Annotated in this window: 25 protein-coding genes; 14 read left to right on the forward strand and 11 right to left on the reverse strand. The window is 66.2% G+C overall.

Annotated elements, in window-relative coordinates; translation table 11 throughout:
• Nucleotides 1-29 precede the first annotated feature (29 nt).
• Together CLU88_RS21210 and nudB are read left to right on the forward strand one after the other, a co-directional pair.
• Complete coding sequence (locus CLU88_RS21210) at nt 30-851, forward strand: CsgG/HfaB family protein (RefSeq protein WP_099658298.1); 822 nt, start codon at nt 30-32, stop codon at nt 849-851.
• Nucleotides 852-889: 38 nt separating this feature from the next.
• Entirely contained in the window at nt 890-1,387 is a 498-nt protein-coding gene (gene nudB / locus CLU88_RS21215; RefSeq protein ID WP_099658299.1) for a dihydroneopterin triphosphate diphosphatase, read from the forward strand.
• Between the two features lie 17 nt (nt 1,388-1,404).
• On the opposite strand, the gene CLU88_RS21220 is transcribed toward nudB, so the two are convergent.
• Nucleotides 1,405-3,180, reverse strand: a complete 1,776-nt coding sequence (locus CLU88_RS21220) for a tetratricopeptide repeat protein (RefSeq protein WP_099658300.1) — start codon at nt 3,178-3,180, stop codon at nt 1,405-1,407.
• 241 nt (nt 3,181-3,421) lie between these two features.
• Here CLU88_RS21220 and CLU88_RS21225 point away from each other — a divergent pair, with 241 nt between their 5' ends.
• The 9 genes from CLU88_RS21225 (at nt 3,422) to CLU88_RS21265 (ending at nt 10,733) form a co-directional block, all read left to right on the forward strand.
• Complete coding sequence (locus tag CLU88_RS21225) at nt 3,422-4,159, forward strand: endonuclease/exonuclease/phosphatase family protein (protein ID WP_099658301.1); 738 nt, start codon at nt 3,422-3,424, stop codon at nt 4,157-4,159.
• 33 nt (nt 4,160-4,192) lie between these two features.
• Nucleotides 4,193-5,419 carry a cardiolipin synthase ClsB gene (gene clsB, locus CLU88_RS21230; protein WP_099658302.1) on the forward strand — a complete coding sequence of 409 codons (1,227 nt, stop codon included), beginning with the start codon at nt 4,193-4,195 and terminating at the stop codon, nt 5,417-5,419.
• A gap of 172 nt (nt 5,420-5,591) precedes the next feature.
• A complete protein-coding gene (folE, locus tag CLU88_RS21235; RefSeq protein ID WP_099659059.1) occupies nt 5,592-6,320 on the forward strand; it encodes a GTP cyclohydrolase I in 729 nt (242 codons plus the stop codon).
• A 2-nt stretch (nt 6,321-6,322) separates the two neighbouring features.
• The gene (locus tag CLU88_RS21240; protein WP_099658303.1) at nt 6,323-6,745 is read left to right on the forward strand and encodes a BLUF domain-containing protein; all 423 of its coding nucleotides are present in this window, start codon (nt 6,323-6,325) and stop codon (nt 6,743-6,745) included.
• A gap of 244 nt (nt 6,746-6,989) precedes the next feature.
• Complete coding sequence (locus tag CLU88_RS21245) at nt 6,990-7,871, forward strand: DMT family transporter (protein ID WP_099658304.1); 882 nt, start codon at nt 6,990-6,992, stop codon at nt 7,869-7,871.
• Between the two features lie 175 nt (nt 7,872-8,046).
• Complete coding sequence (locus tag CLU88_RS21250; RefSeq protein ID WP_099658305.1) at nt 8,047-8,880, forward strand: DUF429 domain-containing protein; 834 nt, start codon at nt 8,047-8,049, stop codon at nt 8,878-8,880.
• 21 nt (nt 8,881-8,901) lie between these two features.
• Nucleotides 8,902-9,144 (forward strand): hypothetical protein, encoded by a 243-nt coding sequence (locus CLU88_RS21255; RefSeq protein WP_369827679.1) that lies wholly within the window; start codon nt 8,902-8,904, stop codon nt 9,142-9,144.
• Between the two features lie 147 nt (nt 9,145-9,291).
• Nucleotides 9,292-9,939 carry a LysE family translocator gene (locus tag CLU88_RS21260; protein WP_099659061.1) on the forward strand — a complete coding sequence of 216 codons (648 nt, stop codon included), beginning with the start codon at nt 9,292-9,294 and terminating at the stop codon, nt 9,937-9,939.
• Between the two features lie 122 nt (nt 9,940-10,061).
• Nucleotides 10,062-10,733, forward strand: a complete 672-nt coding sequence (locus tag CLU88_RS21265) for a histidine phosphatase family protein (protein ID WP_099658306.1) — start codon at nt 10,062-10,064, stop codon at nt 10,731-10,733.
• A gap of 277 nt (nt 10,734-11,010) precedes the next feature.
• Here CLU88_RS21265 and CLU88_RS21270 read toward each other — a convergent pair whose 3' ends face one another.
• On the reverse strand, nt 11,011-11,712 hold the full coding sequence (locus tag CLU88_RS21270) for an MOSC domain-containing protein (RefSeq protein WP_099658307.1): 702 nt from the start codon (nt 11,710-11,712) through the stop codon (nt 11,011-11,013).
• A 101-nt stretch (nt 11,713-11,813) separates the two neighbouring features.
• Nucleotides 11,814-12,359: a carboxymuconolactone decarboxylase family protein gene (locus CLU88_RS21275; protein ID WP_099658308.1), complete on the reverse strand. Its 546-nt coding sequence runs from the start codon at nt 12,357-12,359 to the stop codon at nt 11,814-11,816.
• Between the two features lie 96 nt (nt 12,360-12,455).
• Between CLU88_RS21275 and CLU88_RS21280 the strand changes: the two genes are divergently transcribed.
• On the forward strand, nt 12,456-13,370 hold the full coding sequence (locus tag CLU88_RS21280) for an AraC family transcriptional regulator (RefSeq protein WP_099658309.1): 915 nt from the start codon (nt 12,456-12,458) through the stop codon (nt 13,368-13,370).
• Nucleotides 13,371-13,490: 120 nt separating this feature from the next.
• Here CLU88_RS21280 and CLU88_RS21285 read toward each other — a convergent pair whose 3' ends face one another.
• Entirely contained in the window at nt 13,491-14,831 is a 1,341-nt protein-coding gene (locus CLU88_RS21285) for a tetratricopeptide repeat protein (protein WP_099658310.1), read from the reverse strand.
• Between the two features lie 28 nt (nt 14,832-14,859).
• The gene (locus CLU88_RS21290; RefSeq protein WP_099658311.1) at nt 14,860-15,468 is read right to left on the reverse strand and encodes a hypothetical protein; all 609 of its coding nucleotides are present in this window, start codon (nt 15,466-15,468) and stop codon (nt 14,860-14,862) included.
• Between the two features lie 278 nt (nt 15,469-15,746).
• Here CLU88_RS21290 and CLU88_RS21295 point away from each other — a divergent pair, with 278 nt between their 5' ends.
• Nucleotides 15,747-17,171: a YdgA family protein gene (locus tag CLU88_RS21295; protein WP_099658312.1), complete on the forward strand. Its 1,425-nt coding sequence runs from the start codon at nt 15,747-15,749 to the stop codon at nt 17,169-17,171.
• A gap of 180 nt (nt 17,172-17,351) precedes the next feature.
• Here the strand turns inward: CLU88_RS21295 and CLU88_RS21300 are convergent, their stop codons facing one another.
• From CLU88_RS21300 to CLU88_RS21325, 6 genes are all read right to left on the reverse strand, one after another.
• Nucleotides 17,352-18,758: an amidase gene (locus CLU88_RS21300; RefSeq protein ID WP_099658313.1), complete on the reverse strand. Its 1,407-nt coding sequence runs from the start codon at nt 18,756-18,758 to the stop codon at nt 17,352-17,354.
• Between the two features lie 101 nt (nt 18,759-18,859).
• Entirely contained in the window at nt 18,860-20,350 is a 1,491-nt protein-coding gene (locus CLU88_RS21305; protein ID WP_099658314.1) for an ABC transporter substrate-binding protein, read from the reverse strand.
• A 114-nt stretch (nt 20,351-20,464) separates the two neighbouring features.
• Complete coding sequence (locus tag CLU88_RS21310; protein ID WP_099658315.1) at nt 20,465-21,367, reverse strand: ATP-binding cassette domain-containing protein; 903 nt, start codon at nt 21,365-21,367, stop codon at nt 20,465-20,467.
• A complete protein-coding gene (locus CLU88_RS21315) occupies nt 21,364-22,389 on the reverse strand; it encodes an ABC transporter ATP-binding protein (RefSeq protein ID WP_099658316.1) in 1,026 nt (341 codons plus the stop codon). Before CLU88_RS21315 ends, CLU88_RS21310 begins: the two co-directional genes overlap by 4 nt.
• On the reverse strand, nt 22,386-23,294 hold the full coding sequence (locus CLU88_RS21320) for an ABC transporter permease (protein ID WP_099658317.1): 909 nt from the start codon (nt 23,292-23,294) through the stop codon (nt 22,386-22,388). The genes CLU88_RS21315 and CLU88_RS21320 overlap by 4 nt, the downstream gene beginning before the upstream one ends.
• A gap of 17 nt (nt 23,295-23,311) precedes the next feature.
• Nucleotides 23,312-24,274, reverse strand: a complete 963-nt coding sequence (locus CLU88_RS21325) for an ABC transporter permease (protein ID WP_099658318.1) — start codon at nt 24,272-24,274, stop codon at nt 23,312-23,314.
• Nucleotides 24,275-24,505: 231 nt separating this feature from the next.
• Between CLU88_RS21325 and CLU88_RS21330 the strand changes: the two genes are divergently transcribed.
• Nucleotides 24,506-24,760, forward strand: a complete 255-nt coding sequence (locus tag CLU88_RS21330) for a YfhL family 4Fe-4S dicluster ferredoxin (protein WP_099658319.1) — start codon at nt 24,506-24,508, stop codon at nt 24,758-24,760.
• Nucleotides 24,761-24,903 lie beyond the last annotated feature (143 nt).

Genomic DNA, 24,903 nt, shown 5'->3' on the forward strand with positions numbered 1-24,903 from the left:
GCCTACCTTTTCGATTCAGGGAGTAAGAGATGAAAAAAAACGTGCTGTGCCGCCGTGTGGGTGTCCGTCTGGTGGTGTTGGCCGCAGCCCTGGCTCTGGCCGGCTGTGGTGAGAAGAAAACCGAGCTGGGCGAGGGTGGCTCGGTGGTTTCAGGGTCTGCAGGCCCTGCCGGCGCCAAGGGGGCAGACAAGTCGCTCACGCAGTGCGACGCCCCGGTGGCGACGCTGGCCCTGGCAGAGAACCCGAACGGCTACACCGTCTCCAGCAGCTACCACCTGCCCGCGTCGCCCGTGCCCCTGATTCGGCTGATCGCCCAGCAAAGCGGCTGCTTTCGGGTGGTGGACCGCTCGGCGGGCCTGCGCGGCACGGTGCAGGAGCAAGAGCTGAAAGACGCGGGCATCCTGCGGCAAAAGTCCACTGTGGCCAAAGGGCGCGGTTACGAGGCCCAGTACACCCTCATCCCCAGCCTGACGTTCAGTGAGCAGGATGCGGGCCGCAGCATTGCGGGGGTGATCGCCATGATTCCGGTGCTGCGCGACATTGCCGGGCTGATCGGGCTGGCAGAGCAGGTCAAGCTCAAGGAGGCGCAGACGGCGCTGCTGCTGACCGACAACGAAACCACTGAACAAGTCGCTGCCGCCACGGGCTCGGCCCGCACCACGGACCTGGGCGCCGCCGGTGTTCTGTTTGGCCGCCTGGGCGGTGGGGCGGGTGCGGGCTGGAGCAACACCAACGAAGGCAAGGTGATTGCCGCAGCCTTCCTGGACTCGCACAACAAGCTGGTGGCCCAGGTGCGTTTGCTGCAGGCCAAGGAGTTGCCGCCCCCCGTGGCGGTGAAGAACCAGCGTTGATGCTGGCCCCAACGGTTTGCACAGAACTGCCTGCCCCCATGGCCGCCACGCCCGCTGCGCCCGCCCAGGATTTGTTCAAGATCCCTGAATCGGTCTTGGTGGTGATCTACACCCCCAGGCTGGACGTGTTGATGGTCCAGCGCACGGGCACCGAGGTGGGTGTGGAGCACTGGCAGTCGGTCACCGGCAGCAAAGACCGTTGGGACGAGCCGTGGCACGAGACGGCAGCGCGCGAGGTGCAGGAAGAAACCGGCATGGACGTCGGCGCCCCCGGCAGCAGATTGACCGACTGGCAGCTGGAAAACCACTACGACATCTGGCCCCAGTGGTTGCACCGCTATGCGCCTGGGGTGCAGCGCAACCGCGAGCGGGTGTTTGGTCTGTGTGTGCCGGTCGGAACGCCGGTGCGGCTCAACCCGCGTGAACATATGCGCTGGCAGTGGCTGCCTTGGCTGGAGGCTGCCGACTTGTGTTTTTCAGCCTCCAATGCAGAGGCTTGCCTATGGCTGCCGCGCTTCGCAGCCCAGGTGCGGTGACACGGCCTGGCTCCGCTTCAACCGGGGCGCAGCCTGAGCTTGTCCAGCGGGTCCGCCTCGCTCCACTGCGCTGCGGGGTCTTCCGCCGGGGCCGGAGTGGGGGGCGCGCTGTCCGTGCGTGGCCGCGCCGCTCCTTCGGCATCGCCCGACGATGAGCGTGTGCGGATGACCACGCCGCCTGGGTGCCGTTCGCTGTCTTGCCCCAGCACCGCACGCGTTGGGGCCGTGCCGCAGCGGGCACGCAATGCGTCAATCTCCTGCTGAAGCTCGTCGCTTTCTTCAATGCGCTCGCGGTGTCGCAGCAACACCTGCTGCGACATGTCCACCAGTTTGGAGTTGAGTGTCTCGCCTCCGTGCCGGATCAGATTGCGCACAGCGCCGGCGGCATCGCCGGACAGGCTGCGGGCCATGGCCTTTTCGGCCCTTTTGTTGATGTGCTGCAGGCACTCGCGCACGCTGTCTGCATAAGGGGGGTACAGGTTGCAGGCATTGGCCATCAACTCGCAGAGACCCCGCGTGTTGGCGTAGCGCATGCCAATGGCATTCACCCACATCGGTCCCTCGTCCAGCTCAATCGACGTGGTGGCCAGCACGGCCAGCAGGCTGCCCAGGTTACAGGCCGCTTCAAAGTCGAAACTGCTCTCCATGATTTCCAGCGCCATCTGCTTGACCGAGGCCACGGCCTGGGAGAACTGGCGTTGCTGGATGAGCTGCAGGGTGCGGGAAATTTCGACAAACCGCAGGATGCGCGGGCTGTTGGTGTTTTCGTGGCGTTCGAGCAGGCGCGCAAAGTCCGCCATGCAGCGCTCAATGCCCTTGCGGTCGTTGTCGGCAAAGTAGGCGAACGTGAGCAGCACCAGCGACTGGCAGTCAAACAGCTTGGAGTCCAGCCCCAGAATGGCCGCCCGCGACAGCACCCGGGTGGCGGTGGCCCGCTCGCCCATGTAGTACGACATCATTCCCAGCTTTTGCAGGCGCACCACCGAGTCCGGGGTCAGTTCGCTGGCAACGCGGTAGGTTTCGATGGCCTCGCTGAAGTGCCCCAGCTCCACCTGCGCGCGGCCCAGCACGTCGTAGGCGTCGGCAAACGATGCGTCTTCGCCAATCAATCCTTGCAGGGTGGTGATGGCCCGCTGGGCCTGGCCCGACTCAATCTGCGCGCGCGCCACCCCCAGCTTGGCCCAGGGCAGGGCACGCGCTGCAATCACGGCTTCGAACAGAGTACGGGCCTCGGCGTGGCGGCCCAGGCGCAGCAGCAGCTCGGTGCCGATGCGCGCGGCATACAGCCAATACGGCTGGCGCGCCTCAAAGCGCTCTGCGCACAGGCTGGCCGCCAGCTTGAAGTCGTCTTGCTCAATGGCGTCGAAGATGGGCTTGAGGTGGACTTTGCGCAGCCGCGCCAGGCTCATGCGTTCAAACAGGGCGCTGGGCGTGAAGGGCTTGAGCAGGTAGCCGTCCAGTGCGGACTCGGCCGCCTCGGCCACGGCGGCGTAGGACGCCTCGGCCGTCACCATGAAAAACACGGTGGAGAACGGCAGCAACTGCGCGCGGCGCAGATCGTCCAGCAGGGTCTGGCCCGAGTGGTTGGATTCGGTGAAGTATTGCTCGCACAGCACGTAGTCAAACACGGTGTGCTCCAGCCGGTTGCGGGCATCGCGCACACGGCTGCATTGCACGATCTTGGTCACCCCGTATTCGCGCAACTGGGCCACCAGGATGCTGCGTGACGTGGCATTGCTGTCAATCACCAGTGCCTGGCTGTCCTGAGGGTCCTGATCTTTGCCTGTGGCCATCGGGGGTGCTGTCTCGCAAATAACGGTCCGCTGAAATCGCGCGTTCACCTCTGCCACTGCGAACGGCACGAGCCAAAGGCTTTGTTTCCGCCGCTTGCTCGTGGCGCAGCCACTGGGCTGTGTTTAAGCACACGGCCTGTGGGTGAATTGCGGCTAGTGTATGCCCACTTTGGTGGCTTTGCGGATGCGGGAAAGCCCGTTGATGCGCTCTGCGCGGCGCCGTTGCGACACAATCAGCGCCATGGATCACACCGACATCTTGCGCGTAGCCACGTACAACATCCACAAAGGCGTGCAAGGCCTGGGGCCCGCGCGACGGCTGGAGATCCACAACCTTGGCCTGGCCGTGGAGCAACTGGACGCCGACCTGGTCTGCCTTCAGGAAGTGCGCAAGCTGCACCGGCGCGAGCAGGCCTACTTTCACCACTGGCCCGAGCTGCCGCAGGCCGACTTTCTGGCCCCCGAGGGCTATGAGGCCGTGTACCGCACCAATGCCGTGACCAAGCATGGCGAGCACGGCAACGCGCTGCTGACACGCTGGCCCGTGGTGGGCCACCAGCATGAAGACATCTCTGACCACCGCTTTGAGCAGCGCGGGCTGCTGCATGTGCAGGTGCAGGTGCAGGGGCGGCCACTGCACGCCATCGTGGTGCACCTGGGGCTGATTCCCGGCAGCCGCGTGCGGCAGGTCGAGCGGCTGCAGCAGTTCATCGAGCGCGAGGTTCCCCGCAGCGAACCCGTGGTGGTAGCAGGCGACTTCAACGACTGGGGCCCCCAGCTCAAGCGCATCCTGGCGGGGTACGGGCTGCACGAGTTCGATGCCCCCCGGGCCTACACCTACCCGGCGCGGTTGCCGCTGGCGCAACTGGACCATGTCTACGTGCGGGGCCTCACGCCCCTGGGCCTGCATGTGCCGCGTGGCCGCATCTGGTGGCGCATGTCAGACCACCTGCCGCTGATCGCTGAATTCAAGCTCTGACCCCGTGGCCCTGTCTTTATCTCCGCCCAGGCTATGACCCAGACGCCAGAGTTTGCGCGCGACCACGACGTGCAGCTGTACCAAGGCGCGCAGGAATTGTTTCCTGCGCTGGTGCAGGCCATGGATGCCGCGCTCAGCGACATCCAGTTTGAAACCTACATCTTCGACTTCACCGGCGCGGGCGCCAGCGTGGGTGATGCCTTGATCCGCGCAGCGCAGCGGGGCGTGCGCACCCACCTGGTGGTGGACGGCGTGGGCACCGGGCGGCTGCCCGAGCCCTGGGCGGCGCGCCTGAGTGCCGCCGGGGTGCAGTGGCGCGTGTACTCGCCGCTGGGCACCCTGGGCCTGCTGCTGCCCCACCGCTGGCGGCGCCTGCACCGCAAGCTGTGTGTGGTCGATGGGCGGGTGCTGTTTTGCGGCGGCATCAATGTGCTGGACGACTTTCACGACCCCAACCACGGCGCCCTCGACGCCCCGCGCTTTGACTTTGCCGTGCGCGCCACGGGCAGCCTGGTGGCGCAGGCCAGCGACACCATGGAGCAGCTGTGGTGGCGCATGCAGGCCGTGCGCGACGTGCGCAAACGCCGCCTGCCCGAAGCCCTGCTGGCGTTGCGCACGGCCAGTGCCCAGCACCACGCGCAGCAACCTGCCGGGCCAGGCCAGGGTTCGTCCCCCGTGCGCGCGGCCCTGGTGCTGCGCGACAACGTGCGCAACCGCAGCCGCATTGAAAAAGCCTACCTGCGTGCCATTGGTGCCGCCCGGCATGAGGTCATCATCGCCAACGCCTACTTCATGCCCGGGCGCAAGCTGCGCAAGGCCTTGCTGATGGCGGCCCGCCGGGGCGTGCGTGTGCGCCTGCTGCTGCAGGGGCGCTACGAATACTTCATGCAGTACCACGCGGCGCGCCCTGTGTACGGCACGCTGCTGGAGGCGGGCGTGGAAATCCACGAGTACGAACCCAGCTTCCTGCACGCCAAGGTGGCCGTGGTCGATGCGCAGGGCGACAAGCCCTGGGCCACGGTGGGCTCGTCCAACCTCGACCCCCTGAGCCTGCTGCTGGCCCGCGAGGCTAACGTGGTGGTGGAAGACTCCGCCTTTGCCGCCGACCTGCGCCAGCGCCTGGTACACGCCATGCAGCACGCTGGGCGGCGCATGGACCCGGCCCGCTACGCTGGGCGCCCCCTGCGCCAGCGCGTGCTGGACCGCGTGGCTTTTGGCCTGATGCGGCTGGCGCTGTGGATCACCGGCAACCGCTACTGACACCACTGCCGTGGCGCCTGGCCGCCTGGGGTGGTGCTGCATGGCCGGGCCTGGCCGGCATTGGTTGTGTGGTTTGCTATGTATTTGGTAGCTGCTAGCGCTTATCCAATAAGCGCTAGGGGCCTAAAACCTTTGCAGCACTGCGTGGTGCGATCGCTGGTAGGATGTGCCCATGTCCAGTCAACCCGCTGCCGCTATGACGCCCACCCCGCCGGATGAAGAAGGCACTCCCGTTTCCGTGAAGATCCGCGAGCGGATCAACGCCTCTCGCAAACGCTTCAACGCCAACGACAACATTGCCGAGTTCATCGAGCCCGGCGAGTTGGAAAAGCTGCTGGACGAAGTCGAAGCCAAGATGCAGGGCGTGCTCGACAGCATGGTGATCGACACGGCGGGCGACCACAACACCCACAACACCGCGCGCCGCGTGGCCAAGATGTACCTCAACGAGGTGTTCAAAGGCCGCTACGTGGCCGCGCCACCCATCACCGAATTTCCCAACGCCGAGCACCTCAACGAGCTGATGATCGTGGGCCCGCTCACCGTGCGCAGCGCCTGCAGCCACCACTTCTGCCCCGTCATCGGCAAGATCTGGATCGGCGTCATGCCCAACGAGCACACCAACGTGATCGGCCTGTCCAAGTACGCGCGCCTGGTCGACTGGATCATGGGCCGCCCTCAGATCCAGGAAGAAGCCGTGGTGCAACTGGCCGATCTGATCATGGAAAAGACCCAGCCCGACGGCCTGGCCATCGTCATGGAGGCCAGCCACTTCTGCATGTCCTGGCGCGGTGTGCGCGACATGGACAGCAAGATGATCAACTCCGTCATGCGCGGCGTGTTCCTCAAGGACAGCGCCCTGCGCCGCGAATTCCTGTCCCTCATCCCCAGAAAGAACTGACCATGTTGGTACGCCTGCTCTACGCCAGCCGCGCGGTCGACACCTCGCCCGCCGCCATCGAAGCCATCCTCACCCAGTCGCGCCAGCACAACCCGGGCTGCGGCATCACCGGCGTGCTTTGCTACGGCGGCGGTGTGTTCCTGCAAGCCATCGAAGGCGGCCGCTCGGCCGTCAGCGAGCTGTACGGCCACATCCAGCGCGATGTGCGCCACAAGGATGTGGAACTGCTGCACTACGAAGAGATTTCCGAGCGCCGCTTTGGCGGCTGGACCATGGGGCAGGTCAATCTCAACAAGATCAACCATTCCATCTTGCTCAAATACTCTGAAAAGCCCGAGCTGGACCCGTATGCCGTGTCGGGCAAGGTGTCGTTTGCGCTGCTCGAAGAGCTGATGGCCACGGCCTCCATCATCGGCAGGGCATAGAGATCACCCCCCTGAGGCGCTGCGCGCCTTCCCCCCGCTCTCGCACCGCTGCACGGTGCGGGCAGGGGGACGCCACCAGTGCGGCGGGGCGGCCCTTGCACGGTGGCCGCTGGCTTGGGTCGCGCCAGTTGCAGATGCCCTGAGCGGTATTCAACCCTGCAATAGACAGACCCTTTCGCGCCACACCAAGCCGCAGCCCCAGGCGCTGCGGCTTTTTGCATTCAAGCCGTTCTTCTTTTCAGCCGTGACCCTTAACGCCTTCGCCCTCATCATCCTCGCCGGGCTCATCCATGCCTGCTGGAACATTGCAGCCAAGAAAGCGGGGGGCGATTCGCGTTTTGCGTTTTTTACCTCGGCGCTGATGATGTTTTTCTGGGCGCCGCTGGGCTGGTGGCTGGGGCGCGATGTGGTGCCGGGCTGGGGCGCGGTGGAGTGGGGCTTTGTGGTCGCCAGCGGCTTGCTGCATGTGCTGTATTACGTGATCTTGCTGCGGGGCTACCGCGTGGCCGATCTCACGGTGGTGTACCCGCTGGCGCGGGGCTCGGGGCCGCTCTTGTCGTCACTGGTGGCCATCACGTTGCTGGGTGAGCAGATCTCGGCCCTGGGCGCGCTGGGCATTGCAGGCGTGGTGGGCGGGGTGTTTTTGATTGCCGGTGGCCCCGGCCTGCTGCGCGCCGCGCACGACCCCGCTGCACGCGAGCGCGTGCACAAAGGCATGGCCTACGGCTTGCTCACCGGGGCGTTCATTGCCAGCTACACGGTGGTGGACGGCTATGCCGTCAAGGTGCTGCTGATGTCGCCCATCCTCATCGACTACATGGGCAACTTTGTGCGCGTGGGTTTGCTGGCCCCCGTGGTGCTGCGCGACTTGCCCACGGCCCGCACGCTGTGGCTGGCGCAATGGCGCTTTGCCCTGCTGGTGGCCGTGGTGAGCCCGGTGGCCTATGTGCTGGTGCTGTATGCCATGCAGCAGGCCCCCATGTCGCATGTGGCCCCGGCGCGCGAGGTGTCCATGCTGTTTGCCGCGCTGATTGGCGGGCATTTGCTGGGCGAGGGCGACCGGCTGGCGCGTGTGTGCGGGGCCGTGTGCATTGCGGCGGGTGTCACGGCGCTTGCCTTAGGATGAAAGATGCACCCCCTGAGTCGCTTCGCGCCTTCCCCCTCTCTCATCTTGCGGCGCGAGTTGGGTGGGGGACGCCCCCTGCGGGGCGGGGCGGCCCTTGCGCGGGGGCGCTGGCGTTTGTCGTGCCAGTAGCGTAGGTTGCGTCCCGTAGGTAGTTCAGAGTCTGAAAGGAATAGGCATGTTAGTCGGCTGCGATTTCTCCAGCAGCCCCAGTCGCCGCAAACCCATCGTGCTGGCGCTGGGTCGCAGCGACGGTGTGCGTGTGCAATTGCTGGCGCTGGAGCGCATCGAGACCTTGCCTGCCTTTGCCCAGTGGCTGGCGCAACCCCGGCCGTGGGTGGGCGGGTTTGATCTGCCCTTTGGCCTGCCGCGTGAATTGGTGGAGACGCTGCGCTGGCCCACCGATTGGCGTGCCTGCATGCAGCACTACCGCAGCCTCATGCGCGAGCAGATCCGCGAGGCATTTGCGGGCTTTTGCGATGCCCGGCCCGTGGGCGGCAAGTTTGCCCACCGCGCCACCGATGGCCCTGCAGGCTCCAGCCCCTCGATGAAGTGGGTGAACCCGCCGGTGGCCTACATGCTGCACGCCGGTGTGCCCTTGTTGCTGGAGGCCGGGGTCTGGTTGCCCGGCCTGATGCCCCCCGGCGCAGGCGATGCCCAGCGCGTGGCGCTGGAGGCCTACCCTGGCCTGCTGGCGCGCGAGGTGCTGCAGCGGCGCAGCTACAAAAGCGACGACCGTGCCAAGCAAACGCCCGAGCGCCTCATCGCCCGCAAAGACTTGGTCAACGCGCTGGAGATGGGGCAGACCCGCTTGGGCCTGCGCCTTAAGCTCAGCCACGCGCAACGCGATGCACTGGTGGCAGACGCCAGCGGCGACAGCCTGGACGCCACGCTGTGCCTGCTGCAAGCCGCCTGGGCGCAACGCGAGCATGCACAGGGCGACGCGCTGTATGGCCTGCCACCGGGGCTCGATGCGCTGGAAGGCTGGATCGTGACCGCCCCTGTTCCCTAGTGCCTCGAATCTCTGCCCACCATGAACCACCCCCAACCCCTGCACTGGTGTATCCGTCTGTCGGCCCTGGCGTTGTGCATGGGCCTGGCCGCCTCTGCATTGCAGGCCGCCCCAGCGCCCTGGTACTACTGGCGCAGCAAGGTCGATGGTGCGCGGGTATGCGCCCAGACCTCGCCCGGCCCTGGCTGGGAGCGCGACAGCCCGCCCTATGACGGCCCCGGCTGCCAGCCCCGGCGAAAGGTCATCGTGGTGCCTGTGCGATAGCGCCTGTTGCGGCGCTGTGCCTGCGCCGTAGCGGCACAATGGCAGGTTGCTGCCCGGCGTGGCGTGGCGGCCTGCTTGTTCCGTTTGCCCGTCACTTTCACCACGGGCTTTTTTGCACCTTTGCGCCATTCGCGTGGCGATGGATTCATGCCTTCTACCGATACCTTGCTGGCCTTTTTCGGCGTCTCCATTCTTCTGGGCCTGACCCCTGGGCCAGACAACCTCTTTGTGCTGCTGCAATCGGCCCAGCGCGGCTGGCGTGCGGGCATGGCCGTGGTGGTGGGGCTGTGCATGGGCCTGGTGGTGCACACGGCGGCCGTGGCGCTGGGGCTGGCGGCGGTGTTTGCGGCCTCGGCCGTGGCGTTCACGGTGCTCAAGCTGCTGGGCGCTGCCTACCTGGCGTGGCTGGCATGGCAAGCGCTGCGGGCCCCGGCTCCGTCGGGCGATGCGGGCGGCACTGCGGCCGCATCGGCGGGCGCGGTAGCCCCCAGCCTGTGGCGCATGGTGGGGCGCGGCGTGGTCATGAACCTCAGCAACCCCAAGGTGCTGGTGTTCTTCCTGGCCTTTTTGCCGCAGTTTGCCGACCCTGCCCGTGGACCCATGGGCGGGCAGCTCATGGTGCTGGGACTGGTGTTCATCGTGGCGGCGCTGCTGGTGTTTGGTGCCATTGCTTGCTTCTCAGGCGTTTTTGGCGCGCTGCTGTTGCGCTCGCCCCGGGCGCAGCAGTGGCTCAACCGCATTGCAGGCGTGGTGTTTCTGGGCCTGGCGGTGCGCCTTGCGACCTCACAGCGTTGAATCCCCTGCAGCGCAGAGGCTGTAGAGTTTGCTATGAATTGAATAGCTGCTAGCGCTTGTGGTTCAAGCGCTAGGCGCTGTTTTTGCTTGTCATTTGTGTCTGTATCTTCAAAAATGACACCATGACCGAACTCATCCTCATCCGCCATGGCGAAACCGACTGGAACCGTGAGCTGCGTTTTCAGGGCCAGGTGGACGTGCCCCTGAACGCGATGGGGCATGAGCAGGCCCGCCGCTTGGCGCAGCGGCTGGCGCAAGAGCAGTGCGTGGTCGATCACCTGGTGTGCAGCGACCTCATCCGTGCCCAGCAAACTGCGCAACCCGTGGCCCAGGCCTTGCTGCCGCATTTGGCGCTGGAGGGGCTGACCGATGCCGGGCTGCGCGAGCAGCACTTTGGCGAGGTGGATGGCATGCGGGTGAGCGACATCCAGCAGCAGCACGCCCAGGCCTGGGCCGACTGGCTGCGCTTTGATGCCGACCACGCCATGCCCGGGGGCGAAACCACACGCCAGTTCCACGCCCGTGTCATGGACGCCGTGCGCCGCCTGGCTGCGCAGCACGCGGGGCAGACGGTGATGGTCGTGACCCACGGCGGCGTGCTGGACATGGTGTGGCGCACCGCCCAGGGCCTGGGCCTGAGCGGCCCCCGGCAAAGCGACATCCCCAACGCAGGCCTGAGCCGTGTGCGCCTGCAGGGCGATGCCATTGAGGTGCTGCACTGGGCCGACACCCGCCACCTGGCAGACCTGCCCGCGCAGCCGGTGTACGACCAGAAGAAATTGCTGGTGCGCTGAGTTCTTAGAACCTGTTCAAAATCTTTTTGGGGGATCGCATTGGAGTGCAATCGGGATGAGTGGATGCCTCGGATGCGCTGCATGGGCTCGTGCCCATGCAAGCAGCCGGGGCGTCCAATCGCCCGATTTCACTCCAACCCTTCGGGCAAGTGTCTTGCCGGGCGGTCTGCGTTGTTGCAACGCTTGCCAATAGCACGGGCTATTGGCGGCGCGCTGCGCCTAGCAGCCCATCCCGGCAAGGCACTTGTGCGACCCCAAAAAGATCTTGAACAGGTTCTTAGCGTTCCGGTTGGGCGCCTTGCAGCCGCGCCTCCCAGTTCTCCGCCAGCCCCTGCTCCAGCCGCCGCGCAAACAGCTTGCGCCAGGAGTGTGGCAGGGGCAGTTCCAGCACACCGCTCAACGCTGCGGGATCGCATTCCCGGTCGCGGATCAGCGCCAGCAGGCGCTGCACCGTCCAGCCGGGGTGGGGTCGCTCCAGCAGCTTCAGCCTGTCGCCCGCCTGCACCACACCGCCTTGCAGCGTGCGGCAGTACCAGCCCGCGCGCAGGGTGTTTTGCACCCGGGCCGACATGTCGGGCACGCCAAAGCGCAGGTTGAGCTTCCAGCACGGCTGGCGGCCCTGCGTCACCTCCAGCACCGCACTGCCCGCGCGCCAGTGGTCGCCCAGGCACACACCGGCCTCGTCCAGGCCCGTCAAGGCCAGGTTTTCGCCAAACGCGCCGGGGGCTTGCAGCAGGGGCAGGTCGCCCAGCTCGCGCTGCCACTGGGCGTAGTGCTCCCAGGCATACAGGTGCACCGCCTTGTCCTGCCCGCCGTGCACGCGCAGGTCGGCCTGGGCATCGCCCGCCAGCCCCAGCGGGCCGATGGCAACCGGATGGGCCACGGGCTGCTTGGCGATGGCGCTGGTGGCACCGGCTTCGCCCAGTGGGGCCACGGCCCCGGTCAGCACTTGCAGGATGTGGGCGGTGGGTGGTGTCATGGGGTGTTTCGCGTTTCTTGGTCAAAGGTGTGGCGCGCAGGGCCCGACTTGGGCCCTGCGCGCCACGGGCGGGCGATGTGGGCTATTGCTGCGCGTGCAGATCAGGCCGCAGGGCGCAGTTTGACGGCTGGGAAATCCACCGGCACCTCAAAAGCCACGTTCACATAGTTGGTGAACAGGTTCAGCGCCACATGGGCCAGGATTTCCATCACGGCTTCGTCGCTGAAGCCCGCGGTGCGCAGGGCCTGCACATCGTCGGTGGTGATCTGGGCGCGCTGCTCCACCACCTTGAGGGCGAAGTTCAGCGCCGCCTGGGTGGCTGCATCGCCCGCTTGCCCCACCTGGGCGGCGGCCATTTCGTCGGCGGTGGCACCGGCCTTGCGGCCCAGCGCCGTGTGGGCGGCCAGGCAGTACTCGCACGCGTTGCGGTTGGCCACGGCCACGGCAATCTGCTCGCCCAGCTTGGCGCTGAGCGTGCCGCTGCCCAGCGCGCCAAAGGCGGCCCACATGCTTTGCAGCGCGGCGGGCGAATTGGCGACGGCACGGAACATGTTTGGGGTGGCCCCAAAGGCGCCGTGGATCTGGTCCAGCAGTGCCTTGCGGTCGGGGCTGGTGTGGGCGCGGTCGATGAGGGGGATGCGGTTCATAAAGACTCCTGTGGGTGGTGTGAAAGAGCCTCTAGTGTGGGGCGGATGTTTGTATGATTGGGCTCATAAAATCAATAAAACAATGCAGATCGTCCAATGAGTGCACCAACCCCTTCTTCAGAAGCCCCAGTGGCGCCCAACGCAGGGGTGGACCGCCTCTCGGCCCTGCTGGAGCGTTTTCGCGTGCGGGCGCACCTGTTCCACGCGGGGCCGCTGTGTGGCGTCACGCACTTTGCGGCGCAGCCGGGCCGGGCCTTTTTGCATGTGCTGCGGCGGGGCGACATGGTGGTCACGCACCAGCCGCGCAGCGGGGCCCCGCGCCGCCTGCAGGTGAGCGAGCCCACGCTGCTGTTCTACCCCCGGCCGCTGGACCACGACTTTCACAACGCCCCGGTCGATGGCAGCGACTTTGTGTGCGCCACGCTGGACTTTGATGGCGGCGTGCGCCACCCGCTGGTGCAGGCCTTGCCCTCGGTGCTGGCGCTGCCCGTGGCCCAGGTGCAGGGCATTGGGCAAACGCTGGACTTGCTGTTTGCCGAGACCGAGCGCGTGCGCTGCGGCCAGCGCCTGCTGGCCGACCGCTTGTTTGAGGTGCTGCTGCTGCAGATGCTGCGCTGGCTGCTGGACCAGCCCGCGCACAGCGGTATCCAGTCCGGCGTGCTGGCGGGCCTGGCCCACCCCAAGCTGGCCCGCGCGCTCACTGCCGTGCACGAGCAACCCGGCGCCGATTGGTCGCTGGACCGCATGGCCCAGGTGGCAGGCATGTCGCGCAGCGGCTTTGCCGCCGAATTCAAGGCGGCGGTGGGCACCCCGCCGGGCGACTATTTGCTGCGCTGGCGGGTTTCCATCGCCCGGGCACAGTTGCGCAGCGGGGCGGCGGTCAAGTCGGTGAGTGACGGGTTGGGCTATGCCAGCCCGGCGGCCTTCAGCCGGGCGTTCACGCAGGTGGTGGGGGCGTCGCCCCGTGCATGGCTCAAGGCAGAAACGACGGAGACCGTGGATGGGCCTTGAGCTGCCAATGCTTTGGTTGATTGTTTGCTATTGATTTGATAGCTTCTGGCGCTTGTGGATAGAGCGCTAGAGGCCTGAAAGGCTTGAAGGCTTAACGGGTTGGAGAGAGAAAGCAAGTTCTCAATCTGGCAAACCCAGCGCCGTGTTCACCGTGTGCATCTGCCGCGCCAGCCGCCGCGATTGCGGCTGCGCATTGCACTGCGGCTGCAGCAGGTTCTGGGCCGATGCCCATTGCCCGTTGCACTGCAAAGCGTGCAGGTACAGCTGGCTGAACAGGTCACGCTGTGCATGGCTGCCGCCAATCTCCACCAACTGGGGCAGGGCCTGGCCCAGGCCTGCGACCGCATCGCCCCATTGCTCCTGCGCAAAGGCGCGGATGCCGCGCGCAGCGGGCACGCACACACCTTGCCATACCGCCCGTTCTTGTGCCTCGGTGCGGCTGGCGGCATGGGCTTCGATGTGGGCCAGCAGTCGTGCGGCGGCGGCGTGTTCGCCCGCGCGGCCCAGGCCCAGCAGGTATTGCAGGTCGAGAAAGGGCAGCACCTGGTCCTGCCCACGCGCGGCCAGGTGGCGGGCCACATCGGCCCAGCGGTCGCCCACGTCCATACCCGCCAGCTCCAGCCGCACCAGCAGGGAGATGGCGTTGATCTGGTCTTGCGAATACTCCTTGACCACGCCCCAGACCTGCGTGTCGTACAGGTGCAGGGCCTCGGCGTGCAGGTCTTGCTCCAGCAAAAACAGCGCCTGGTGCCACCAGTTGTGCGTGACCATGAAGGAGTTCAGCCCCGTCCAGGTGTCGCTCACGCTGGCCATGAAGGCCGCGCCCTCGTGGATGCGGCCCTGCGTCAGCATCACATGCGCCAGGGCGTGCTGGGCCCAGGGTTCCTTGCGGCACAGGGCGATGGCGTGACGGGCCGCAGCCTCGGCCTCTTGGAGGCGGTGGCACTGCTCCCAGCCAAAGGCCAGCATGCCGTGCAGGTAGGGCACCTCAGCCGCGGCGGGCAGGGCCTGCGAGGCCAGGCGCAGCATGCCGGGCGAGTCGCCCCGGTTGAACAGGTGGTACTGGCCCAGCTTGAGGGAGGCCAGGTCACGCGGGTGCAGGCGGGCTTGCTCTTCGTGCAGGGCAATGGCGCGGGGCACATTGCCATCCACCCACGCGGCCACGGCGGCCACAAAGCGCTGCTCGCGCTCGCTGGCCTGGGGGGCGCTGGTCAGCGCCTGGGTGATGAAGGGGCGGGCGTTGCCCGGTGCCTCGGCCGATTCGGCAAACATGTGCAGCGCGGCGCAGCAGGCCTGCACCATGGCACTGGTATCGCCTGCGGCTTGCAGCACGTTCACGGCCCGGGCTTCGCAGGCGATGAAGCCTTCCACAAAGTCGTTCACCGCATCCACGCTGCCTGCGTGATGCAGCGTGAGCGGGTTGCCCAGGCTGTCGGCCAGGGAGGGTGCACGGCCTTGCATGTGAGGTGGCTGGCGACGGGCGGGGCGCCTATTCGCCCTGGATGAGCGCCAGATAGGCGCGCCGGGTGGTCTCAGAGACCGAGTCCACCAACTGCGCGTGCGGCGTCTGGTGGCGCGCCATCATGCGGGCCGAGGCGATGGTTTTGGACTTGCAGTACCAGTGGCAGGTGTGCTGCATCAAAAACAGCTCGGCCGTCATCATGAAGGCACGGTCTTTGGTGGCCAGGTGTGCGGTGTTTTGCACCACATGGGCGATGCCCTTGGCGTGGATGGCCAGGGCCTGGCGCATGTCAAAGGTGAGGGCAGGCAGCAGCTTGTCGGCAAAGGGCAGGGCGATGGGCAAGCGGCTCACGCGTGCATCCTCTTCGCTGACCTTGGCGAAATCGGCGGCAAAGCGGCTGAATTGCTCGCTGAGTTGCTGCTCTGTGGTGCTCAGCAGCGACCACACTTGGTCGCGCCGCTCGGCGCTGCTCTCGCCCAGGGCGCGCATGTAGCCTTCGGTCAGGGCTTCCATGAGCTTTTCAATCTGGTAGTGGCTCAGGTGCATGCCCAAAATGGCGATGCGCTTGCGCTGCTCTTTGGCATTGAGCATGTAGGTGCCGGAGGCGATGAGGATCGCCATGAAGAGAAGGTCCATGAAGTGCTGCGGTGAAGGCGTGAAAAAGAGAGGCGGGCTAGCCGCCAGGGCGGTCTTACCCAAAGATAGCGGATATTCCCGCCGAGTCAACGCAGCACCGCAAAAAGGCTGCGCAGTGCGGGGTGGGTCGTGCGGGAGATCAATTTGTGGGCTGCAGTGCCTACAAATGCACATCTGCTTGCATATGGAGCGTAGGGGCTTGGCCTGGGTGCTCAGAGGCGCTGGTATTCTCCCGCGCACCATCCGAGGGGGTGGGTAACCCAATTCACAGATTCAAAATGAGCAAAAAAACAGCTTTGGGCGCCGCCGTGGCGCTGGCCGTGGTGGCCTATGGTGGCGCCACTTGGTACATGGGCCAACGTGCGCAAGCCAGCTACAACGAGGCGCTGGAGGAAGTGCGCAAGGTGCTGGGCGCTGAAGCCGTGGTGTCGCAGGACTACCAAAAGGGCTTTTTCACTTCGCAGGCCAAGCTGGTGCTGCAATGGACGCCGCCTGCCGATGCCGAGACCAACAAGCCAGCCCAGCCCCTGCGCGTGGTGGTGAACAGCGCGGTGCGCCACGGCCCGCTGGCCGGTGCCCGCCTGGCCGCCGCCGTGGTGGACACACGCTTTGCCCTGGACGGCCTGGATGAAAAAGCCGCCAAGGACCTGGCCAAGGTGACAGCCCCCACGCTCACGACCGTGCACGGTCTGATGGGCGGCCACGATGCCACGCTGCTGGTGCCTGCGGGTGAGATGGGTGACGAAGAGGTGACGCTGCGCTGGCAAGAGATGAAGACCGAGTTCTCGGTCAATGGCGACCGCACACGCGTCAAGGGCAGCCTCCAGTGGCCCGAGATGTCTTTCTCGGGGGTGAACAAGTCTGCGGACGAAGACCTGGGCGGCTCGGGTGACCGCTTTGCCGTGTCGATGAAGGGTATGACGGGCGACTTCGAGAACCAGATCATCGATGGCCTGTGGATGCTGGCACCCGGCAAGGGCAACATGCGCTTTGCGCAGATTGAAGCGACCAGCACCCCCAAGGACGGCGCTGCCAAGCCGCTGATGTCGCTGAAGGACTTGGCGGGCACCACCACCATTGACCGTGCGGACAAACTGATGAGCGTCAGCACATCGATCAAGGGCAAGGGCCTGATCGGCCCGGTGGACTTTGAGTCCATCGGCTTTGAAGAGAAGCTCCAGCGCATCGACGCCGACGTGCTCAAGAGCCTGCAGGTGCTGATGGTCGAGAGCTACAGCAAGGACGGTTTCAAGGCCATGACCATGGCCAACGAAGAGCAAGGCGGCAAGCTGATGAAGCTGCTGGCCGACAACGCCCAGCGCCTCACGGCCGCGTTGCCTGCGTATTCGATGAAGTTCTTTGCCACGCTGGGCGGGCAACAAGGCGAGCTGTCGTACGGCGGCGAGGTGACCCGCGCCCCTTCTGCTGACGAAGTGACCCAGGCCGGTTGGGGCCCTGTGCTGCTCAAGAACTCGACCCTGCACGCCGATGTGCGCCTGCCCAAGGCCTGGCTGCCCCAGTTGGCCAAGGCCGCTGGCCAGCAAGAGTTCAAGAGCGAGGACATGGACGGCATGATCGGCATGGCCCAGGCGGCAGGCTATGTGCGCCAAGAGGGCGACAACCTGACCAGCTCGCTGAAGATGGAAGGCGGCCAGGCCAAGCTCAATGGCAAGGTGATGGATTTGCCTAACTTCATGCACTGACGTAGCTTCGGCTGCATTGCGTAGCTAAGACAAAGCCCCGTCGGCCTTTCTGGTCGGCGGGGCTTTTTTGGTGGGCAGGCTTTTGTGGCCGCTTTGAACTTGAAATATCCGTTCGGGTTGAGCTTGTCGAAACCGTGCGCGGCGCTTCGACAGGCTCAGCGTGAGCGGTTTGAGGCGCGGTCAATCAAGAAGTGAGGGTTGCGGCCAAGGCCGCTGCGGGTCGCGGATCAGCTCAAAGGCCCGCGCCACCTGCAGCACGCCCAGGTCATCAAACCGTGCCCCGGCAATTTGTAGCCCGATGGGCAGGCCGCTGGCGGTGTAGCCGCAGTTGATGGACGCTGCGGGCTGCTCGGACATGTTGAACGGCACCGTGAAGCCAATGTGCTCCAGCGGCCGCAGCGGGTCGTTGGTGGGCGAGGGCAGCTCGGCCGCAAAGGCGGGCATGGGGGCCACGGGCGAGAGGACATAGTCGAACGCGCTGCATGCCTTGACCGTGGCGACCCGTGTGAGGTGGAACTGTTGGCTGGCCTGGAACACCTGCGTGCCCGTGAAGCCCGCCGCACTCTCGGCCCAGGCGCGGATGTAGGGCAGCACCTTGGCGCGCTGCGCATCGGGCAGGGCTTGTAAATCCATGTGCGAGCGCATGCGCCAGAAGTGGTCCATGCCGTCGAGCATGGCCTGGGTCATGAAGGGCTGCATCAGCGTCACGCGGGCACCGGCTTGCTCGAACAGGCGGGCGGCGTGCTCTACCGCTGCGCGCACTTCGTCCTCTACCGGCAGGCCACAACCGGCATCCAGCAGCAGGCCGATGCGCAGGCCGCGCAGGCGCTGCACGCCCTGGTCGTGGTCGTCCCAGGCAATGGTCTGAGGCGGCAGGCTCATGCTGTCGCGCGCATCGGGCAGGCTCAGCACCTGCATCATCAGCGCGGCGTCCTGCACGGTGCGCGTCATGGGGCCCGCCGCACGGCCGGTGTAGGGTGGGTCGATGGGAATGCGCCCCAGGCTGGGCTTGAGGCTGAAGATGCCGCACCAACTGGCAGGCAGCCGCAGCGAGCCGCCGATGTCGGTGCCAATGTGCAGCGGCCCATAGCCCGCAGCTGCGGCAGCGCCACCCCCGGCGCTGGAGCCGCCCGGGCCCTTGCTCACATCCCACGGGTTGCGCGAGAGGGGGTGAAAGCTCGACAGCCCCGACGACAGCATGCCGTAGTCGGGCATGGTGGTCTTGGCCACCATCACGGCGCCGGCCTCGCGCAGGCGGGCGGCGGGGGGCGCATCGGCCAGCGCTGGCACCAGCGGCACGGCGGCGGTGCCCAGCGGCGTGGGGTCGCCCTGGGTGGCGATGTTTTCTTTGATGGTGACAGGCACGCCATCCAGCAGGCCTTGGGGTTCGCCACGCTGCCACCGGGCTTCGCTCTGGCGGGCCTGCGCCAGCGCGTGCTCAGGCCGCAGCAGGTAGGTGGCGCGGATGTGGGGCTCCCAGCGCTCCATGTGCGCCAGCACGGCCTGCGTGATCTCCACGGGGGACAGCGTGCGCTGGCGGTAGGCTGCAAGCAGTTCGTGGGCGGGCAGGTCGTGCAGTGCGGTCATGGCGGGGGGCTATCAATGAAAATGGCTTCTAGCGCCTATGAATAAAGCGCTGGCAGCTATCATTTAAGGAGTAATCCGCTGCCGTAGAGGCAGCATGGGCATCATGACCAAGAGAGGGCGGAGAGGTCGTTCACGAACACCGGCATGTCCTTCCACAACCCCTTGAGGTTTTTGTTCGCCACGGTGATCCACTGTGGCTGGTACAGGAAGGCGTGCACAGCGTCTTCGGCCAGCAGCTTTTGCGCGTCGCCCAGCAGGCGGGCCCGGTCTTGCGGGCGGGCTGCGTTCTTGATCTGGTTGTACAGGTCGTTGAACTTGGCCGATTGGTAGCCCCAGTAGTAGTCGGGCTTGGCGAAGTTGCCCAGGTCGAAGGGCTCGACATGCGAGATGAGGGTCAGGTCGTAGTTCTTGTTGCCATAGGTGCCGCTGAGCCACTGCGCCCATTCCACGTTTTGCGTCTTGGCCACGATGCCGACCTTGGCCAGCTGGGCCACGATGACCTCACCGCCCTGGCGTGCATAGGGCGTGGGGGGCAAGGTGAGGGTCAGCTCCAGCGGGGTCTTGACGCCTGCCTCGGCCAGCAGCTTTTTGGACTTTTCGATGTCGAACGGGTTGACGCCCGTGGTGTCCACATAGCCAAACGCGCCGGGCACATAGTGGCTGCCGATGGGGGCGCCGTAGCCGTCACCCGCGCCTTCGATCACGGCCTTGCGGTCAATGGCCGCAGCGATGGCGCGGCGCACGCGCACATCATCGAGCGGCTTCTTGGCGTTGTTGATGGCGAGGATGGTCTTGGCCCGTGAGCCACAGACCAGCAACTGAAAGCGCGGGTTGGCTTTGAACTGCGCCACGCTGCGCGGCGTGACGCGGGGGAACAGGTCCACATCGCCCGCCAGCAAGGCGGCCACCTGGGCGGCGGGGTCTGAGATGAATCGGAAGGTGGCGCGGCGGATTTTGGCGGCGCCCGGGGTGCGAAAGCCATCCCATGCCGTCAGCACCACGGACGAGCCCTTGTTCCAGGCCCCCAGCTGGTAGGGGCCAGTGCCCACGGGCTTGGTGGCGTTGGTGTCGGCGCTCTTGGGCTCCACGATGATGGAGGTGGCCTGGCCCAGCGCAAACAGCAGGTCGGGGTCGATGTCCTTGTTTAGCACCACCAGGGTGTACTCGTCCACCACCTGGGTGGTCAGGTTGGCAAAGGTGCGCTTGTCTTTGTTGGTGCTTTTTTCGCCGCCTGCGCGGTCGTACGAGAACTTCACTGCGGCTGCGTTGAAGGGCTCACCGTTTTGGAACTTCACCCCTTTGCGCAGCTTGAAGGTGTAGGTTTTGAGGTCGGGCGAGACCTCCCAGCTTTCGGCGAGCAGGGGCGTGACGCTGCCGTCGGCGTTGATCTTGGTGAGCGTCTCGAACACGTTGTATTGCACGATCTCGGCAATGGCCGACGCGGCACCGGCCGTGGGGTCCAGGCCTGGGGGCTCCAGGGTCATGGCGAGCACCACGGCGTCTTTGCGGCCCTGGGCCAGTGCGCTCACAGGGGCGGCGAGTGGGATGGCGGCCAGGGCGCCAGTGGCGAGGACGGATCGGCGGTTCAGCATGTTCGCAAACTCCAGACTAAGACCAGACAAAAACCTGCAGCCGCCCGCGCATCGGTGCGTGGCAGCGGGGCGGGAGACAGAGCGCTTTGTACACCATCGACAGCCTTTGGGACGTCACGCCGCAGGCGCGGGGGCAGGGCTGTTGGCGCGTGCGGCCGCCGCGGCCAGCCGCCTTGCACGCGCCCGCCCCGGCTGCACCTGGGGCATCGCGGCCACCAGGGCCTGGGTGTAAGGGTGCTGCGCGTGGTGGAACAGTTGCGCCGGTGCACCGCGTTCCACAATCTGCCCCTGGTAGAGCACCACGACCTCATCGCACAGGTGGTTGACCACAGCCAAATCGTGGCTGATGAGCAGGTAGCTCACGCCAAAGGTCTGCTGCAAATCCTGCAGCAGGTTGAGCACCTGGGCTTGCACCGACACATCCAGGGCGCTGACCGGCTCGTCCGCCACGATGAGCCGGGGCCGGGTGATGAGGGCCCGCGCAATGGCAATGCGCTGGCGCTGCCCGCCCGAGAATTCATGCGGGTATTTGTCCAGGTCGTTGGTGCGCAGGCCCACCTGGGCCAGCGCCTCGGCGGCTTGCTCGCGCTGCATGGCACGGGTGGTTTCGCTCTGGGCCTGCAGGGGCTCGCCCACGATGCGCTCCACGGTCTGGCGTGGGTCCAGCGAGCCGTAGGGGTCTTGGAACACCATTTGAAAATCCCGCCGGGCCTGGCGCAGCGCTGCCGGTGTCAGCTGGTGCAGGTTGCGGCCCAGCAGGTGCACGCTGCCCGAGGTGGGGGCGTCCAGCGCCATCACGGTGCGGGCGAGGGTGGATTTGCCCGACCCTGACTCGCCCACGATGCCCAGGCTGCGGCCGCTGGGCATGGAAAAGCTCACGCCTTTGAGAGCCTGCACTTTGGCCGGCGGACGCAGCAGGTGCTCGCGGGGCAGGGTGTATTCACGCACCAGGTCGGTCACTTCGAGCAGAGGCGCGTCGAGGGCTGGTGGGGCCGAAGAGGGGGTGGACTGGGTCATGCAGCTGCCTGAGTGGTCTGGGCGGTGTGGCTGGCCGCCTGCATGGCCTCGGGGCGCAGGCAGCGCACCTCGTGCACACCGTCTGCATCGTGCGCGACCACGGTGGCCTGCGGGCGGGTGCCGTGGCAGGCTTGTGCGGTGAAGGCGCAGCGGCCTGCAAAGGTGCAGCCTGTGGGCAAATCCACCAGCTCGGGCACCGTGCCTGCGATGGTGGCGAGCCGCGCTGTGGGTGTCCGCTGCGCGCCCATCTGCGGGCGTGCGGCCAGCAGGCCGCGCGTGTAGGGGTGGGCCATGGCCGCAAACACCGAGGCCGTGGGTCCGCTCTCGACCACGCTGCCGCCGTACATCACCAGCATGCGGTCCACGTTCTGCGAGATCACGCCCAGGTCGTGCGAGATGAGGATGAGCGCCATGTGGCGCTCGGCCACCAGGTCGCTGATGAGGTCCAGAATCTGCTGCTGGATGGTCACATCCAGCGCGGTGGTGGGCTCGTCGGCAATCAGCAGGTCTGGCCCGCAGGCCAATGCCATGGCGATGGTGATGCGCTGGCGCTGGCCGCCCGAGAACTGGTGTGGGTAGGCGTCAAAGCGCTGCGCCGCGCTGGGGATGCCGACGCGGTCAAGCAGAGCAATGGCTTGCTGGCGTGCGGTGCTGGCATCCAGGCCCAGGTGCCTGCGCAAGGGCTCGGCCACCTGGCGGCCTATGGTGTGGACGGGGTTGAGCGCGGTCATGGGCTCTTGGAACACCATGCCGATGCGGTGCCCGCGCAACTGGCACATCTGCGCGTCGCTGCGGCCCACCAGTTCTTGTCCGTCAAACTGGATGCTGCCCGAGACTTCTGCGCTGTCAGGCAGCAGCCCCATGAGCGCCATGGCCGTGAGCGATTTGCCGCAGCCCGACTCGCCAATCAGCCCCAGCGTCTCGCCACGCCCCAACGCAAAGTTCACGCCGCGCACCGCATCGGCTGGGCCCCGATGGGTCTGCAAGCGGATGCGGAGGTTGGAGACTTCAAGCAATGTCATCTCTTCCTCGCCAAACGGGGGTCCATCAGGTCGCGCAAACCGTCGCCCAGCAGGTTCAGCCCCAGCACGGCCAGGGCAATCGCCACGCCGGGCCAGACGGCCAGCATGGGGGCCTGGAACATGAGGGTCTGGGCCTCGCTCAGCATGCGGCCCCAGGAGGGCTCGGGCGGTTGTGTGCCCAGGCCCAGGTACGACAAGGCCGCTTCGGCCAGGATGGCCAGTGCAAACTGGATGGTGGCCTGAACAATCAAAGCGGAAAGGATGTTGGGCAGCACATGCTCCAGCGTGATGCGCCAGGGCCCCTTGCCGCAGGCGCGGGCCGCCAGGATGTACTCGCGCGACCACACGGCATTGGCCGACGCCCGGGTGACCCGCGCGAAGGTCGGGATGTAGAAGATGCCGATGGCAATGATGGAGTTGACGATGCCCGCGCCAAACACGGCCGTGAGCATGATGGCCAGGAGCAGGGCAGGGAAGGCGAAGGTGAAGTCGGCCAGGCGCATGATGGCTTCTTCTACCCAGCCGCGCCGTGCAGCGGCCAGCAGGCCCAGCGCGGTGCCGATGCCCATGCCGATGCCCACCGCAATCACGCCGACGAGGATGGAGTTGCGCGCGCCCACCATGATGAGCGAGACGATGTCGCGCCCAAAGGCATCGGTGCCCAGCCAGTGGGCACCTGAAGGGGCTTGCAGCTTGCTGGCCATGTCCACCTCGTAGGGCGACCATGGTGTCCAGACCAGGGACAGCGCGGCGGTGCCGAGCATGAACAGCGTGAGCACGGCACCCAGCACAAAGCTGCGGTGGCGCAGTGCACGCTGTGCCCAGGTGGGCGGGCGCAGGGCAGCGGGCGCGGGCTGTGGGCCTGTGGCCTGCGCCGAAGCGAGTGCGGAGGTGTCTTTGGCCATGGGGCAGGTTCAGCCTCTCAGATGTCGCTGGCCTTCACGCGGGGGTCGATCACCGCGTAAAGGATGTCCACCACAAAATTCACCACGATCACCATGGCCGCCAGCAGCATGACGCAGTTGCGCACCACGATGAGGTCGCGGTTGGCGATGGACTGGAAAATCAGCCGCCCCAGCCCCGGCAGGTAGAACACGTTTTCCACCACGATGGTGCCCGCCAGCAACGAGGCAAATTGCAGCCCCATGACGGTGACCACCGGGATCATGGCGTTGCGCAGCACATGGCCCCACAGTGCGGCCCGTTGCGACAGGCCCTTGGCGCGGGCGGTGCGCACAAAGTCTTCGCGCAGCACCTCCAGCACGGCCGATCGGGTGATGCGGGCCAGGATGGCCGCTTGCACCACGGCCAGGGCAACGGCGGGCAACAGCAGTGCCTGAAGTGCTTGCAGAAGTCCACCACCGCTGTCCTCAGTCCAGCCCGGAAAACCGCCCGCCGCAAACCATTGCAGCTTGACCGAGAACAGCAGGATCAGCAGGATGGCAAACCAGAAGTTGGGGATAGCAATGCCCACCTGGGCCAGGGCCATCACGCCCACATCGCCCCAACGGTTGTGGCGCGAGGCGGCATAGACGCCTGCCAGCAAAGCGAGCACGGTGGTGATCACCATGGCCATGAGCGCCAGCGGCACGGTGAGGGCCAGCCGCTCCAGCACCAGGTCCAGCACGGGCGAGCTGTAGGCGTAGCTTTCGCCCATGTTGCCCGCCACCAGGCCGCCGATCCATTGCCCATAACGCTGCAGCGCGGGCTGGTCCAGCCCCAATTTGCTGGCCAAGGCGGCCACGGCCTCGGGTGACGCATCCGGGCCCATCAGCATTTGCGCGGCATTGCCCGGAAGTATCTCCAGCACCAGGAACACCACCGCAGACGCGCCGAGCAAGGTGGCGAGCAGCGTGGTCAATCGTTTGAGGAGAAACAGTCCCATGGGGAGGTGTCAGTGGCGAGGCAAGAGAGGAGGTATCAATGCATGTGCGGACAAAGCATAGCGGCAAAGCGCCCCTTCTGCGGGCAGTGGGTTGTGCCCAGGCGTGCAAGCTTTGTGCCATGGTCGCGGGATAATCACGGCCATGACGTTTGCCTTGCCCTCTTCGGTGGCCCCATCCATGGCCCTGTCCCTTCGTATTCAGGCGGCCCCTGGCGCCTGTGGGAGCCTCGCATGGCGCTGATGATCACCGACGAATGCATCAACTGCGATGTGTGTGAGCCCGAATGCCCCAACGATGCGATTTACCTGGGCCAGGAGATCTATGAGATCGAGCCCAGCAAATGCACCGAGTGCGTGGGGCATTTTGATGAGCCGCAGTGCGTGCAGATTTGCCCTGTGGCCTGCATCCCGGTGAACCCGCAACATGTGGAAAGCCGCGAAACCCTGTGGCAGAAATTTCAGCGCCTGCAGGCCGCTGCATCCTGAGGCGGTGGGGTCGGTATGGCCCCGCAAGGCTTGGGGCGACGGTGTGCCGTATGTGTGGCGTGCTTGGGCTGGTCGTCCCAACGGGGCGGCTGGGGATGGGGCCCCGTTTGCTGGGGAATTTATGACCCAATTTGGCCTCTAGC

The organism is Acidovorax sp. 56 (assembly GCF_002749705.1).
Classification (GTDB): Bacteria; Pseudomonadota; Gammaproteobacteria; order Burkholderiales; family Burkholderiaceae_C; genus Acidovorax.